Annotated in this window: 14 protein-coding genes; 3 read left to right on the top strand and 11 right to left on the bottom strand. The window is 57.1% G+C overall.

Features of this window, described 5'->3' with window-relative positions; all coding sequences use genetic code 11:
• Positions 1-3 precede the first annotated feature (3 nt).
• From gspM to gspC, 11 genes are read right to left on the bottom strand one after another with little or no spacing between them, the layout of a single operon-like run.
• Positions 4-477 (bottom strand): type II secretion system protein GspM, encoded by a 474-nt coding sequence (gspM, locus tag ACFOSS_RS03850; protein ID WP_377150740.1) that lies wholly within the window; start codon positions 475-477, stop codon positions 4-6.
• Positions 474-1,658 carry a type II secretion system protein GspL gene (gene gspL, locus ACFOSS_RS03845; RefSeq protein ID WP_377150739.1) on the bottom strand — a complete coding sequence of 395 codons (1,185 nt, stop codon included), beginning with the start codon at positions 1,656-1,658 and terminating at the stop codon, positions 474-476. Before gspL ends, gspM begins: the two co-directional genes overlap by 4 nt.
• A complete protein-coding gene (gene gspK / locus ACFOSS_RS03840; RefSeq protein ID WP_377150737.1) occupies positions 1,655-2,641 on the bottom strand; it encodes a type II secretion system minor pseudopilin GspK in 987 nt (328 codons plus the stop codon). The genes gspL and gspK overlap by 4 nt, the downstream gene beginning before the upstream one ends.
• Positions 2,638-3,252, bottom strand: coding sequence for a type II secretion system minor pseudopilin GspJ (gspJ, locus tag ACFOSS_RS03835; protein ID WP_377150736.1), 615 nt, complete (start codon positions 3,250-3,252; stop codon positions 2,638-2,640). The genes gspK and gspJ overlap by 4 nt, the downstream gene beginning before the upstream one ends.
• The gene (gspI, locus tag ACFOSS_RS03830; RefSeq protein WP_377150734.1) at positions 3,239-3,601 is read right to left on the bottom strand and encodes a type II secretion system minor pseudopilin GspI; all 363 of its coding nucleotides are present in this window, start codon (positions 3,599-3,601) and stop codon (positions 3,239-3,241) included. The genes gspJ and gspI overlap by 14 nt, the downstream gene beginning before the upstream one ends.
• The gene (gene gspH / locus ACFOSS_RS03825; protein WP_377150733.1) at positions 3,598-4,263 is read right to left on the bottom strand and encodes a type II secretion system minor pseudopilin GspH; all 666 of its coding nucleotides are present in this window, start codon (positions 4,261-4,263) and stop codon (positions 3,598-3,600) included. Before gspH ends, gspI begins: the two co-directional genes overlap by 4 nt.
• On the bottom strand, positions 4,260-4,694 hold the full coding sequence (gspG, locus tag ACFOSS_RS03820) for a type II secretion system major pseudopilin GspG (RefSeq protein WP_377150732.1): 435 nt from the start codon (positions 4,692-4,694) through the stop codon (positions 4,260-4,262). Before gspG ends, gspH begins: the two co-directional genes overlap by 4 nt.
• 50 nt (positions 4,695-4,744) lie before the next feature.
• A complete protein-coding gene (gspF, locus tag ACFOSS_RS03815) occupies positions 4,745-5,965 on the bottom strand; it encodes a type II secretion system inner membrane protein GspF (RefSeq protein ID WP_377150731.1) in 1,221 nt (406 codons plus the stop codon).
• Position 5,966: 1 nt separating this feature from the next.
• Complete coding sequence (gene gspE / locus ACFOSS_RS03810; protein WP_377150986.1) at positions 5,967-7,472, bottom strand: type II secretion system ATPase GspE; 1,506 nt, start codon at positions 7,470-7,472, stop codon at positions 5,967-5,969.
• 24 nt (positions 7,473-7,496) lie between these two features.
• Entirely contained in the window at positions 7,497-9,503 is a 2,007-nt protein-coding gene (gspD, locus tag ACFOSS_RS03805; protein WP_377150730.1) for a type II secretion system secretin GspD, read from the bottom strand.
• A 23-nt stretch (positions 9,504-9,526) separates the two neighbouring features.
• Positions 9,527-10,441 carry a type II secretion system protein GspC gene (gene gspC / locus ACFOSS_RS03800; protein WP_377150729.1) on the bottom strand — a complete coding sequence of 305 codons (915 nt, stop codon included), beginning with the start codon at positions 10,439-10,441 and terminating at the stop codon, positions 9,527-9,529.
• 178 nt (positions 10,442-10,619) lie between these two features.
• Between gspC and hslR the strand changes: the two genes are divergently transcribed.
• The 3 genes from hslR (at position 10,620) to pckA (ending at position 13,868) form a co-directional block, all read left to right on the top strand.
• Complete coding sequence (gene hslR / locus ACFOSS_RS03795) at positions 10,620-11,024, top strand: ribosome-associated heat shock protein Hsp15 (RefSeq protein WP_377150728.1); 405 nt, start codon at positions 10,620-10,622, stop codon at positions 11,022-11,024.
• A gap of 26 nt (positions 11,025-11,050) precedes the next feature.
• Positions 11,051-11,935 (top strand): Hsp33 family molecular chaperone HslO, encoded by an 885-nt coding sequence (gene hslO / locus ACFOSS_RS03790; protein WP_377150727.1) that lies wholly within the window; start codon positions 11,051-11,053, stop codon positions 11,933-11,935.
• 310 nt (positions 11,936-12,245) lie between these two features.
• On the top strand, positions 12,246-13,868 hold the full coding sequence (gene pckA, locus ACFOSS_RS03785; protein ID WP_377150726.1) for a phosphoenolpyruvate carboxykinase (ATP): 1,623 nt from the start codon (positions 12,246-12,248) through the stop codon (positions 13,866-13,868).
• The last annotated feature ends 65 nt before the right edge of the window (positions 13,869-13,933 follow it).

The raw sequence follows: 13,933 nt of genomic DNA, 5'->3' as shown, positions 1-13,933 counted from the left end.
CGCTTATTCGCGCCCCAACTGCAGTCGTCTGACCCGTACCAGCCCCTTGCCGCCCTCGCTGGCCAGCTCAACCAGGCGCGCCGTGACGCCATAGTCACGTTCCATAATCACCAGCCAATTCATCAGGCGCTCAAATTCGACAGGCGCCAGTTCGACTTGTAACTGCTTCTCCATCGGCTGCAGGCGGGTCAAACTCAGCCCCAGCTGACGCGCGGTCTGATTGGCCACCGCCTCCAGCGTCATGTTCACATCGATCGGACGGGCCCCGGATGAACGCAGTGCCACCACATCTCCGGCACGCATCTGCATCCAGTTCAGCGTCTCCTGCTGTACCTTAAGCTGACGCTGGGCATCCTCGACATGCTGATGGAAGGGTTGCCACATCCCCCAGTAGAGAAACGCCAGCAGCAGACAGCTGAACGCAATCAACACCAGACGCCGCTCGCGAAGCGAAATCGAATACCACCACTGCTTCATGATTTGCTCCTCAATACCAGGGTACCCTGCACCTTGCCACCCTCGCTCTTCATGTCCCCTGGCTGGACCGTAAACTGTTCACCAGCCAATTGACGGAAACGGTCAAAATCCTGATAACTCCCTGCGGTTGCCTGCAGTCGAAATTCGTTACGAGCAGCGTCATAACGCAACAGATCTGGACGGACTGCCGGCACCTGTCCGAAGACCGGCCCCAGTAGCATCAATTGACGCACAAAACTGGTCGTCGCTCCCTTGCCGTCCAGTGCCTTCAGATGCTGGGTCATCTGTGACTTGGCATTGATGACCTTGGTCTCGCCGGGAAATAACTGTTTGTAAAGGGTGACGGTCTGCGCTTTAACCGACTTCGCTTCGGCCTGTAATTGCTGTAGAAACAGCACCTGGTTTCCCAACCACAAGGCCGCCAGGACAGCCACTGCCAGCCCGACTTTCCGCCACGGTTGCAATAGTCGTTGCCACTCAGGTTGCCGACGGTAGGCACCGGTCAGCAACGTCACCCGGCTCTCCAACGCCCCTGCCACCAGCAGATGCAACGGCAATTCGGCAGGCGCACTCTGCCACTCCCCTGGCACGTCAACGGGAAGCGGACTGTAACTCACGATAACAGGAGGGGGATCGAAACCTTGCAGCAGAGGGCCGAGCCAACTGTTCTCAACCTGCATGCCAGACCAGGCCCCCGTGCGGAATAACCAGAGATCACGCAGCGCAACGGCGCTCCAGCCCGTGGTTGCCAAGGGTAAGGCCAGCACATCCGGGAGGATGCGCTCCGCGGTCAACCCGGCGGCGCTGAGCCAGGCGAGCCATTGCTGCATGCGCTGGTGATCGACGGCCAGCAGTTGCACTTGATTCCCCTGCTGCTGTAATACGACGAGGTGCAAGGATTCGACATCCGTTGCCACCTCCTCCTCCAGCAGATATGGCAGTGCCTTCAGTGCCTGACGGCCACCACGACCGGGCAACGCCACTGTCTTGAACAACAGATCGGCGGCCGGCACCAGCGCTATGACCGGCCGTCCGCCGGCACGCTCTTGCAACTGGCTCAATGCCTCGGCACCGGCCAGGGTTCCACTGGCGATGATCTCCCGTTCACTGCGCGACCAGACCAGCCAATCAATCACGTCACTGGCCTGTGCTCCCAGGCGGATCAGCAGAATTTCGTTCACTCCTGGCCTCCGTACAGCCGTCTTATCACACTGACTTTATTGTTCGCACGCTTGTACAGGCTGTTGACCCGCAGACGCAAGCTATCGATCTCTATCTGCATTCGCGCCTCAAAAAAATAGCTGCTGACCACCACCGCCGAATAGATCTGGCTGACTTCGCTCAGACCGGTCACAGCGGCAGTCACCTGGCTCATGCCCTTGAAATCTGCCTCCTGCTGCCAACCGTCTGTCGGGCGATCCTGAATCAACTCCAACCCGGTATCATTGCTCATCTTGCCGAGGAACAAGGCCGCCATCAGGGGGGCCTGATAGCCACGCAAGGTGTTGACGTTGATCTTCAGGTCGGTGTTCGGCAATGCGCAGACTTGCGGCAACAAGCGGCGGTATAATGCCGGCGATATCCCCCTGACCATGCGTATCTCACTGACATCGCTCATTTTCTTGTTTGCTGTCAGATAAGGCACCTTCAGCGACTGATACCAGGCATCTTCCGCGCCCAGGCTGGAAAACAGGGTATCGTCACTGTCCAGCCAGTCGATCATCGCCGCAGTGATCTGCTCGGCTTCATAGTCATCCACCTGCAACTGGATCAGCAGCTGCTTGAAGACCTTGCCGGCAAACGGCAACTGCCCGGCAGGTAAACCACTCTCTGTCTTGCCGAGCGCATTGAGATTGAAACACGCCTGAGCATCGACAACCTGCCCGGTAATCAGGCCACCATCGACCGGAAAATTCTGATTCTCACTCGCCCAATACTGCCCCAGCTGGGTGACCAGAGGGCTGTCCTTGATATCTTGATTCAGCACCTTGGCCACCAACGCCTCCGAGCCATAGGCGTACCAGCGCGCCTGGGTCTGGTTCACCAGATTACTGGTGCGAAACAAAGCACTCTGAAAACGGCTGCTGATACTGGTGGCGACCATCATCATCACCGCCAGAATCAGCAATACCACCAACAGGGCTACACCTCGTTGCCGTCTCATGATGTGGTACTCTCGCTGGCAATCAGAAACAGGCGCCGGATTTTGCCATAGTGAGTCAGCTCCAGTTCGACCTCCACCGCTTTGGGTAGCTGGCTGGTACTGTTCCAGGCACTAGCCCACTGACCGTTATGGAAGAACCGGAGACGGAAGCTTTTCACGCCGTCGAGTAACACTGTCGCCGTCGGCTCAGTACCAACCACGGGATCCAGGTAGACATAACTGAGCCGTTCGAGCTTTTCCTCTCGCAGTCGGTAACCGACTTTTTGCAACTGCGAACGTGGCAACTGCGCACCAGGATTGAACCAGCCGCCTCGGACAAACAAGATGGACCAGTCATCACTCTGCATCTGGAATTGCCCAGTCTGGATCACGGCCGAGCTCGCCTCACCATTTACCCGGGTAGGGCGCGCGATCATCTGACTGAAATCCCGCTCCATCATGCCAAACACCCGCTGCAGCTCACCAAGCTGGGCGACTTTTTCGCGCGCCATCTCGTCGTTATGCAGCACCGCAGTCAGCAACTGGTAGGCACCCAGGCTCAGGCTGGCAAAAATCAGCAACGCCACCAGCACTTCTATCAGCGTAAAGCCGCGCATCCTAGCGGGAGACATAGGTTCGTAGCGTCGCACGGGGATTCTTCGCCTCCTTCTCGCTCCGAACCTCGACATCGAGTGCCCGGAAGCTGGCATCTGCAGTTTCAACCCCTTTCCAGCGCCAATACCAGGTTCGTCCCGCCATCTCTTCTTCGCCATTGATCCACGATAAGCCGGGCCAGTTGCGCGTCAATAACACTTCGACCTGGCGGTTATCGGCCACCCAGGTGGCAAAGGTCTTCTCTTCCAGATCGGCCAGACCCGACATCTGCTGGGTGACCGTCTGCACCACGGTCAAACCGGCGAGTGCAAAGATAGCCAGTGCCACCAGCACTTCCAGCAGCGTCATGCCCCGGCACTGGTTCACTGCTTTTCCGCCGCCAGGGCAGCCCGATCCAGCCACTGGACCTTGCCACTCTCATCGCCCCGGATCTGGGCCAGGAAGGGCTGAGTTTCACTGCCCTCCTCTTCCGCGCCGGTCAGCGTCAGATGAAATGGGGTAATTTCGCCGCCGGGCAGGAACAGAATCTGCGGTTCTCGATTTTCCTGATCCTCATCACGACCAAACCAGTCCTGTTTCTCCAGTCCCAGAGTGCGCTCTTCGCTATCAAGCATCAGGCCGCCCAGTTCCAGCTCGACGCTGGTTCCCTCGGGGAAGGAGCCTTTGACGGCCAGCTTTTCGTTCTGATACGGCGCCCACACCTGGTCCTCCCATGCAGTCGGGATCAGCGTGCTATCTGTGGCGGCCGCCTGCGCCTCTTTCTTCGGCTCGCGCACCATGAACTGATAGCCCTCAGGGTCGACACGCAACGCTATGGTTCGCCCCTCCAGCAGCGCCTGTTCCGCGACTTGATTCATCAGCACCGTCATGTTTTCGGTTCGCGTCTTCAGGTCAACGGTTCCCCCCGGGGCAAAACCGGGGATCGATAACACGACAATTCCCACCGCACAGCCGATGATCACCACCACCAACATGATTTCAATCAGGGTAAAACCGCGACTGGCGGCGGAACGCATTACAGACTTCACTTTTGATCCATGTTCCAGTTGCCAACGTCATCATCCGAGCCGGCTTCACCGTCCAGCCCCATTGAGAACACGTCGATCTTGCCATGCTCACCCGGGCTTAACATCTGATAGTCGCCGCCCCACGGATCCTTCGGCAGGCGCTTGATGTAGCCGCCATCACGGTAGTTCTTCGGTTCAGGATCGCCCGACGGCTTGCTGACCAACGCCTCCAGCCCCTGCTCCGTGGTCGGGTAGCGACTGTTATCCAGCTTGTACATATCAAGCGCGTTTTCCAGAGCCACGATATCCGTCACCGCTTTCTGACGATCGGCTTTCTCCTTGTTACCCATCAGGTTCGGTACCACTATGCTGGCCAGAATGCCAAGGATCACGATCACGACCATGATTTCCAGCAGGGTAAAACCGCGTTGTCGTTGTGTAGCTTGTGTCATCAATCCAGTCCTCTTGTTACGAATTATCATGCGACGGCCCTACCTTCAGGTCAGCGGCTCATCATGTTGTTCAGATCCATCAACGGCTGCAGGATGGAAACGACGATCCCCAGCACCACTACCGCCATGGTGACCACCAACAGGGGCTCAAACACCCCGAGTGCCAGTGACACCTGTCCCTCAAATTCACGATCCTGGTTATCCGCGGCCCGTTCCAGCATGTTGTCGAGCTCGCCACTGCGTTCACCAGAGGCGATCATATGCAACATCATCGGCGGAAACAGCCGGGTCTGTTCCAATGCCGTCCGCAGGCTACTGCCCTCACGCACCCGCTCTGCCGCGTCGGTCAAGACGGCGCGGGCATGATCATTGGTCAGGACCTCGCCACTAATCCGCATCCCCTCCAACAGCGGTACGGCACTCGAGTTGAGAATGCTCAAGGTGCGCGCATAGCGCGCCGTATTCAGCCCTCGGCTGACGCGGCCAATGACCGGTAGGCGCAACAACAGACGGTGCCAGCGACGCCGACGCTCAGGGTGGCGCAACCACCAGCGCAAGCCGAGCAGCAAGGCCACCAGCAGCATGACCACCCAGAGCCCGTAATCACGCACAAAATCACTGCAGGCCATCAGGATTCGGGTCGACAGCGGCAACTGCTGTTTCATATGCACAAACTGCTCGACCACCTTGGGCACCACGGTCGACAAAAGGATCGCCACTACGCCGATGGCAACCAGCGTCAACATCACCGGATAGATCATCGCCTGCATCAGCTTGTTCTTCATCTGATGGCGCTGCTCGGTGTAATCCGCAAGGCGATTGAGCACCGTATCGAGGTGACCGGATTTCTCGCCAGCAGCCACCATGGCCCGATAGAGCTGATCGAAAATCGACGGGAAGCCGGACATCGCCTCGGCCAGACTATGGCCTTCGACCACCTTGCTACGCACCGCCGCCATCAGCGTCCGATGACGCGGCTTGTCACATTGCTGAGCTACGGCTTTGAGTGCTTCCTCGATCGGTAGCGCGGCGGCGACCAGCGTTGCCAGCTGACGGGTGACCAGGGCCAGCTCGCCGGAGCTCATGGTCGGACGAAGCAACGAGAAACCGCTGGCCTCGCGACGCACTTTCTCGCTGCTCTCGGTCACTTCGAGCGGGGTCAGACCCTGTTCGCGCAGGATCTGGCGCACCAGCCGGGCCGAATCGGCCTCCTGTACCCCCTGCTTGCGCCGCCCCTTGCTATCGAGCGCGACGTATTCATAGGCCGCCATCTTAATCCTCCCGCGTCACGCGCAGGACTTCTTCAAGACTCGTCTGCCCGAGCAACACCTTGTCCAGACCATCGCGACGAATACTGGGGGTATGATCGCGGATCAGACGCTCAATCGATAACTCGCCAGCTTCGGCATGAATCGCCTCGCGCACCGTCTCATCCACCAGCAACAGTTCATGAATGCCGGTACGGCCGCGATAACCGGAGTGGTTGCAGGCATCACAGCCATGGGGACGATAGATGACCACAGTGTCATCGCCTTCGACGCCCAGCAGCAGACGTTCTTGTTCCGTCGGCGGATGAGGGATCCGGCATTCAGGACACAAGGTCCGCACCAGGCGTTGCGCCAGCACCGCCAACAGTGAGGTCGACAGCAGGAAAGGTTCAATGCCCATGTCACGCAGACGGGTAATGGCACCGATGGCGGTATTGGTGTGCAGCGTTGACATCACCAGGTGGCCGGTCAACGATGCCTGAACTGCAATTTGTGCCGTTTCCAGATCACGAATTTCCCCGACCATGACCACATCCGGGTCCTGCCGCAGGATCGCCCGCAGTCCGCGCGCAAAGGTCATATCGACCTTAGCATTGACTTGCGTCTGGCCGATGCCCTCAAGGTCATACTCGATGGGGTCTTCCACCGTCAGGATGTTACGGTCCTTGGAGTTAATCTCCGACAAGGCCGCATACAGGGTGGTACTCTTACCCGAACCTGTCGGCCCGGTGACCAGGATGATGCCGTGAGGCTTACGGATCAGGGTCGAGATATGCTCGCGATTGCGGGCGGTCATCCCAAGCTGCTTCAACTCAAGACGCACATTGTTCTTGTCCAGCAGACGCAGCACCACCCGTTCGCCGTGGCTCGATGGCATGGTCGAAACGCGAACGTCTACGGCACGGCCGCCGATGCGCAGTGCGATGCGTCCGTCCTGCGGTACCCGCTTCTCGGCAATATCCAGTTTGGCCATTACCTTGATCCGCGACACCAGCAGGGAGGCCAGCTTGCGATGCGGACGCAGGATCTCGCGCAGCACGCCATCAATGCGGAAGCGGATGATCAGGTTGCGCTCGAAGGTCTCGATATGAATATCCGATGCCTCCTCCTTGATGGCCTCACTGAGCATGGCATTGATAAGCCGGATAATCGGTGCATCATCCTCGGCATCCAGCAGATCTTCGTTCTCTGGTAGCTCCTCGGCCAGGGTGAAGAAATCCACCTCGTTACCTATGTCCTCCATCAGCTGGCGCGCTTCGGACGAGTCACGCTGATAATTGGCCATCAGGTGCTCGTCAAACGCCTCGGCATCCAGGACTTCGACACTAAAAGCCGCGCCGGCGACACGACGCACCTCGAGTAACGTCTGCGGCGTGACATCGGCGCGGCACAGCAGCCGCAGGCCCTCGGCCCCTTCTTCGAGAATTACGCCGCGATCCCGGGCAAATGCGAAGTGCAGTTTAACCCCTTCATTCCACTCCTCTGATGGTGTGAGGAGATCTTGTTCCAATGACTGCTCCACCCCCGTCACTCCTTACTGATCCATAGCGGCGCGAGCAGCTGCGGCCGCGTCAGACTGTCGGGCACGATAGTTTTCGATCTCTTTTTGCATCTCGGGAGACAGGGTGGTGTCCGACTTGAACTCCGGCATCACCGGCGTCGTGATGTCATCCGGCATCAGGCGCAAGCCTTTGCTGGCACGTTCGAGCTGTTCGGCCCGGAACATGGTGTACTTGCTGTTGGAGATGCCGGAATAGGTCACAGGGTCACGCAGAATCACCGGACGGATAAACACCATCAGATTGCGCTTGGTTTTGTCGGTACTGGTGGACTTGAACAGCTCGCCAAGCACAGGAATATCACCCAGCACCGGCACCTTGGAGACGACCTCATTGGTCTTTTCATCCAGCAATCCGCCGAGCACCACTGTCTCCCCGCTCTTGACCAGCACGGTATTCTTGATGGTCCGAACGTTGAAGGTCGAACCGAGGCTGCTGTTGGCGCTGGTGCTATCGACGCTCGAGACCTCCTGTTCAATCTCCAGCAACACAGAGTCACCTTCATTGATCTGTGGCTTGAACTTCAGCTTGGTGCCCACCGTTTTGCGTTCAACCGTATTGTAAACAGTCGAGCTGTCGGTGGAGGTCTGACTCCCGGTCAACACCGGCACTTCCTGCCCGACATTAAATTCAGCCTCTTGATTGTCCATCGTCGACAGACTCGGTGTCGCCAGAACATCACTCTTGGAATCCGTCTTCAGTGCGGTCACCAGTCCGAACCAGTCACCATGGTAGAAACCCAATGCCGCGCCTGACAACCCGGCCAGCGAGGCAGTCGACGAGTCAGACGGGCTATCACCGATGGCATCGACAAAGGTGCTCACCGGTATCGGTGAGGTGGTGCTATCGGCAAATTGCACCATGCCGGCATTGCTGTTACCCCACTGAATGCCAAACTGGGCATCGTTGCCATTGGCAACTTCGACGATGATCGCCTCGACCAGGACTTGAGCACGACGGATATCGAGACGAGCAATCACCTTTTCCAGCTCCTGCATCGTGTCGGGCTGCGCAGTGATGACCAGTGAGTTGGTCTGCTCATCCGCTTCGATACTCAGCTTTTTGTCGTTGTTCGTTGCCTGGCCGCCGGGAGTCTTCTTATCCTGGATACTCTTGCTGACCCCAGTCAGGACTTCCATCAGGTTCTTGGCCTTGGCGTACTTGAGGTAGTAGACCTTGGTATTGCCATCGCTTTGCTGATCCTTGTCGAGCTGACGGATCATCTGCAGTACCCGTTGTCGCGCCTTGGGCTCACCGGAAACGACAACCGAGTTGGTTCTATCATCGGCAACCACCTTGGGTGTCAGCAATGACCCCATCCCGGTCTTGCCCTCATCCTTGGTCAGTGCAGTCACCAGACGCACGATCTCGGTGGCCGATGCATATTTGAGGCGCACGATATCCACATCCTGATCCCCGGCCTTGTCTACGCGGCGCACAATATCCACCAGACGATTGACCACCATGGCCCGACCGGTAATCAGCAAGACATTCGACGGTTCATAATGCACGACGTTACCACCACCGGCATTATCATTCAGTTGTCGCAGCAGGGGCGCCAGTTCCCGCACCGAGACGTTTCGCACCGGTACCACACGCGTGACCATTTCATCGCCGGAGCCGGGAGCGGCATCATCAACGACTGGAATCCCGGAGGTTTTGGCGGTGTTCGACCGCACCACCTTCAAGGTGCCGTTGTCCATCGGCACGACCGCGAAACCATAAACATCCAGCACGCTGAGGAAGAACTGATAATACTGCTCATCGTTCAACAGGTCGTAGCTACGCACGTTGATCTTGCCGCGGACCGATGGGTCAACAATGATCGTTTTGTTCAAATTCTTGCCAACGGTGTTGATGAACTCCTGAATATCAGTGTTCTTGAAACTGGCAGAAAACTCGGCCGCCATCGCCTGCGGTGCCACCAGCAGTGCCGACGCCACAATCGCAGCCAGCAGCGCAGAAATTCCCTTGGTTCTCATTGACGATTCAACTCCGCTTCTCGTTATTCTGTCAGTTTTATGTAGACGTCCTGCTGCTGTCCGTTGCGCTCGACAGTCAGGTTCATTTCGGTCAGTGTCGACAATTGCCCCATGATCTGCATGGCCTGGGCATTGTCCCGCAGGTCATAACCATTGATGGCCGTGGCCAGGTCGTTCGACTGCAACCCTATCCGGTGGAAAAACGCCACATCCTTGCCCGGATTGATCCGATAGCCGCTGAGCTTGCCGTCTTTCATGATCGGAGAGATGTTGACGTAGTCCAGCAACTTTCCAGGATTTTTCACCAGTTCGTTGCGCAGTTGTTTCAGGTCAGCCGCAGGTTCCGTTGATGAGGCTGAGGCTGACGCTGCCGGCTTGTCTTGTGGTGCGCCGAGTGCCTTGAACTCTTCACCATCCAGCATCAAGGTCTCATCTTTACCCTGGTTGGAGAGAATGGCCCGATCGCGCAAAATGGCGCGGATCTTGGCCTGAGTTCCAGTAATGGTGTCGCCCACCCCATAACCACTCTCTTCGCCATTATTGATGATGATGGCAATCGAGCGGCCCGGGTTATCCTGGCTGGCCAGCAATCCTGTCAGCGTAAGGTTCAGGCGGGTGCGAGGTGCATTTTGCTGCAGCGCGCCCTGCATCTCGGTTGATGCCAGGGTTGCAGCTTGCGTCTCCGGAGTGACTGCTTTGCCAAATAACGCCAGCGCCAGCAGGTCACGGACATCAAGCGGGTTCGCGTTTGCCGTGGCCGGGCTGGCAGATGGTTTCCAACTGATGCCTCGCGTCGCCGCCGGAGCCGGCATCAACTGCCATGTTAGCGTAGCCAACTGCTGGCAACACAGCACTAACAGCAGCAGGAACAAGCCCTGACTGAGGCGTGCAACCGGAAGCTGGGTCAACACTTTACGCAAACGTTCCTGATCTAACATCAATGAATTCCCGGAATAGCCTGTCAGCCGCCTGGCACCACTTCGCCAGTGAGCTCGGTATTCTTACCCGTGCGCTCCGAGCTGACAACCTGATTGACAGGCGGTAGTTCAAATTCGTGAGTCCTGCCAACCAAATCGCTCTGTTATACTGGTGTTTTGTTACATTTTGGAAGCAGCAATGAACAAAGAGACGGCGCCGATCGCGGTTCGGCTCGACAAATGGCTTTGGGCTGCCCGATTTTACAAGACCAGAGCACTGGCACGCAGCATGATCGAAGGCGGTAAAGTCCATTACAATGGTCAACGCAGCAAACCGAGTAAACTGGTCGAAGTAGGAGCCCTGTTGCGTCTGTGGCAGGGTAACGATGAAAAAGAGATCCAGGTTATGGCCTTGAGCGAACAGCGCCGGAGCGCCAGTGAGGCCACGTTCCTTTACTTGGAGAGCGAAGCCAGCCGCGAACGGCGGGAAAAACTGGCCGAAGCACGGCGCTTGAATAGCCTGTATGCTCCACATCCAGACACTAAACCCGACAAAAAACAGCGCCGCGATCTGCAGCGCTGGAAAGAGAGTCACAGTGGCTAATACGCCGAGACGCAAGAGAGAGAGTTATGACACAACAGGATCAACTGCACCGCTATCTGTTTGAACACCATCAAGTCCGTGGTGAACTGGTACAACTGCAGCAGACCTACGCTCAGATGCTGGATGCGCAGTCTTATCCAGCCCCGATCCGCCAACTGCTGGGTGAACTGCTGGTCGCCACCAGTTTGTTGACCGCAACGCTGAAATTCGAGGGTTCGATTACAGTGCAGCTGCAGGGCAAGGGTCCGGTGCAGTTGGCGGTGATTAATGGCGATCACCGCCAACAGCTGCGCGGTGTTGCCCGCTGGGAAGGCGATTTGCCCGCTGAAGCAAAGCTGCATCAGCTGATTGGTGACGGTTTCATGGTCATCACCATACAACCGCTGCAAGGCGAACGATACCAAGGCATCGTCGCTCTGAGCGGGGACAGCCTGGCGGCCTGTCTCGAAGAGTATTTCGCCCAGTCAGAACAGCTGGCAACCCGCATCTGGATCCATACCAATACCCAACTCGATGCGCCGCAAGCAGCAGGCATGTTGCTGCAAGCCCTGCCAGCCAGTCATGACGAACATCAACATGATTTCGAACACCTGGCAACGCTCACTGACACCATCAAATGTGAGGAGTTGTTTAACCTGCCTGCCGAGGAAATCCTCTACCGCCTCTATCATGAGGAAGAGGTACGGTTATTCGATCCGCAATCCGTCTGCTTCCGTTGCACCTGCTCGCGTGAACGCTGTGCCGATGCCCTGCTGCAGATCGGCGAGACAGAGGCAAACTCCATAGTTGCCGAGCAAGGTGAAATTGACATGCACTGTGACTATTGTGGCAGTCATTACCGGTTCGATGCCGTCGACGTACAGGCGTTGTTTCACGCCAATGGCCATCCTACGGATAACCATACACATTGAGTGATAGCTCACAAATTTGAAAAGGAGGCCACCGCCTCCTTTTTGTTATCTGTTATCTACAGGTTAATGGACGCCCCCAAAATAAACACTTGATTAACAAGGTTTTTATTACCTATCCGCCGCACCGTTCGCCATATAAAGGCTCGAAAAATTGATTTAAGTCAGAATATCCATCCGCATTTCACGACGAACAGCGATACGTGTCTCCGACCAAGTCCCCGTAATTTGAACGTTATCGCGTTTAGCTGGCATCCGGCTGTCTAGACTCAGATCCAGTACCGCTATGCCCCTAGCACACCAGGAGAAGACTATGACAACACATACGACCCTGGCTGACGTTCCTAGCCTCGACCGTTACGGTATCCACGACGTTACCGAGATAGTACGCAACCCCTCCTACGAGCAGTTGTTCTCAGAGGAAACCAATCCGGCACTCACCGGTTACGAGCGGGGAATGGTCACCGCTCTGGGCGCCGTCAAGGTAGATACCGGTGTCTTTACCGGACGCTCACCAAAGGACAAATACCTGGTGCTCGACGACACGACCCGGGACACGGTCTGGTGGAGCGAGGGGGGAAAAAATGACAATAAACCGATTACGTCGCAAGTGTGGAGTCACCTGAAGTCACTGGTCCAGGAAGAGCTCTCCGGCAAGCGGCTATATGTCATCGATGGCTTCTGTGGCGCCAATCCTGACAGTCGTCTCCGTGTGCGCATCATCACCGAGGTCGCCTGGCAAGCGCACTTTGCCAAAAACATGTTTATCCGTCCTAGCGCAGATGAACTGGTGGGCTTTGAACCGGATTTTGTCGTGCTAAACGGCTCCAAATGCACCAACCCGCAATGGCAAGAGCAAGGGCTGAACTCAGAGAACTTCGTCGCGTTCAATCTGACCGAGAAGATGCAGGTCATCGGCGGCACCTGGTACGGTGGCGAAATGAAGAAAGGACTGTTCTCGGTGATGAACTACCTGCTGCCGCTGCGCGGTATTGCCTCAATGCACTGCTCCGCGAATGTAGGCAAAGCGGGGGATGTCGCCATTTTCTTCGGTTTGTCAGGCACAGGCAAAACCACGCTGTCTACCGATCCCAAGCGAGCCCTGATCGGTGATGACGAACACGGCTGGGACGACAGCGGTGTCTTCAATTTTGAAGGGGGCTGCTACGCCAAGACCATCAAGCTGTGTAAGGAAGCCGAACCGGACATCTACAATGCCATTCGTCGCGATGCCCTGCTCGAAAACGTCACCGTCGACGACGACGGCAATGTGGACTTTGACGATGGCAGCCGCACGGAAAATACCCGCGTCTCCTACCCGTTGTACCATATCGACAACATCGTCAAACCCGTCTCGGCCGCCGGACATGCCACCAAGGTCATCTTCCTGACCGCCGATGCTTTTGGCGTGCTGCCGCCCGTCTCCAAGCTGACCAAGGAACAGACCAAATACCATTTCCTCTCTGGGTTTACGGCCAAGCTGGCCGGCACGGAGCGCGGAGTGACTGAACCTCAGCCGACCTTCTCTGCCTGTTTTGGGAAGGCATTTCTGACACTGCATCCGACGCAGTATGGACAAGAGCTGGTCAAGCGCATGGAAGCCTGCGGTGCTGAAGCTTATCTGGTCAACACCGGCTGGAATGGCACAGGAAAACGGATATCCATCAAGGACACTCGCGCCATCATCGATGCAATTCTGGACGGCGCGATCGACCGGGCCCCCATGAGTACACTGCCAATCTTCGGCCTGGCCATGCCGCTCGACCTGCCAAATGTCAATCCGCACATTCTGGATCCGCGCATGACCTATGCCGACCCGGCACAATGGCAGAGCAAGGCAGAAGATTTAGCCGCCCGTTTCATCAAAAACTTCACCCAGTACACCGACAACGATGAAGGCAAGCGGCTGGTTGCTGCTGGCCCCCAGTTGCCGTAATCAGGAGGGCCTCGCGTTACAGGGAACTTCAGGCCAATGCTGATCGGATAAGGCTCTATGTACCC

The sequence above is a fragment of the Pseudaeromonas sharmana genome (assembly GCF_042649925.1).
GTDB classification, from domain to species: Bacteria; Pseudomonadota; Gammaproteobacteria; order Enterobacterales; family Aeromonadaceae; genus Pseudaeromonas; species Pseudaeromonas sharmana.
This window is presented reverse-complemented; position numbering and strand designations above follow the sequence as displayed.

What these genes read in the sequence shown, in the direction of transcription:
- gspM (WP_377150740.1), bottom strand. Translation starts at nt 477, where the DNA reads ATGAAGCAGTGGTGGTATTCGATTTCGCTTCGCGAGCGGCGTCTGGTG.
- hslO (WP_377150727.1), top strand. Translation starts at nt 11,051, where the DNA reads ATGACACAACAGGATCAACTGCACCGCTATCTGTTTGAACACCATCAA.
- gspD (WP_377150730.1), bottom strand. Translation starts at nt 9,503, where the DNA reads ATGAGAACCAAGGGAATTTCTGCGCTGCTGGCTGCGATTGTGGCGTCG.
- hslR (WP_377150728.1), top strand. Translation starts at nt 10,620, where the DNA reads ATGAACAAAGAGACGGCGCCGATCGCGGTTCGGCTCGACAAATGGCTT.
- gspK (WP_377150737.1), bottom strand. Translation starts at nt 2,641, where the DNA reads ATGAGACGGCAACGAGGTGTAGCCCTGTTGGTGGTATTGCTGATTCTG.
- gspC (WP_377150729.1), bottom strand. Translation starts at nt 10,441, where the DNA reads ATGTTAGATCAGGAACGTTTGCGTAAAGTGTTGACCCAGCTTCCGGTT.
- gspJ (WP_377150736.1), bottom strand. Translation starts at nt 3,252, where the DNA reads ATGTCTCCCGCTAGGATGCGCGGCTTTACGCTGATAGAAGTGCTGGTG.
- gspF (WP_377150731.1), bottom strand. Translation starts at nt 5,965, where the DNA reads ATGGCGGCCTATGAATACGTCGCGCTCGATAGCAAGGGGCGGCGCAAG.
- pckA (WP_377150726.1), top strand. Translation starts at nt 12,246, where the DNA reads ATGACAACACATACGACCCTGGCTGACGTTCCTAGCCTCGACCGTTAC.
- gspG (WP_377150732.1), bottom strand. Translation starts at nt 4,694, where the DNA reads ATGACACAAGCTACACAACGACAACGCGGTTTTACCCTGCTGGAAATC.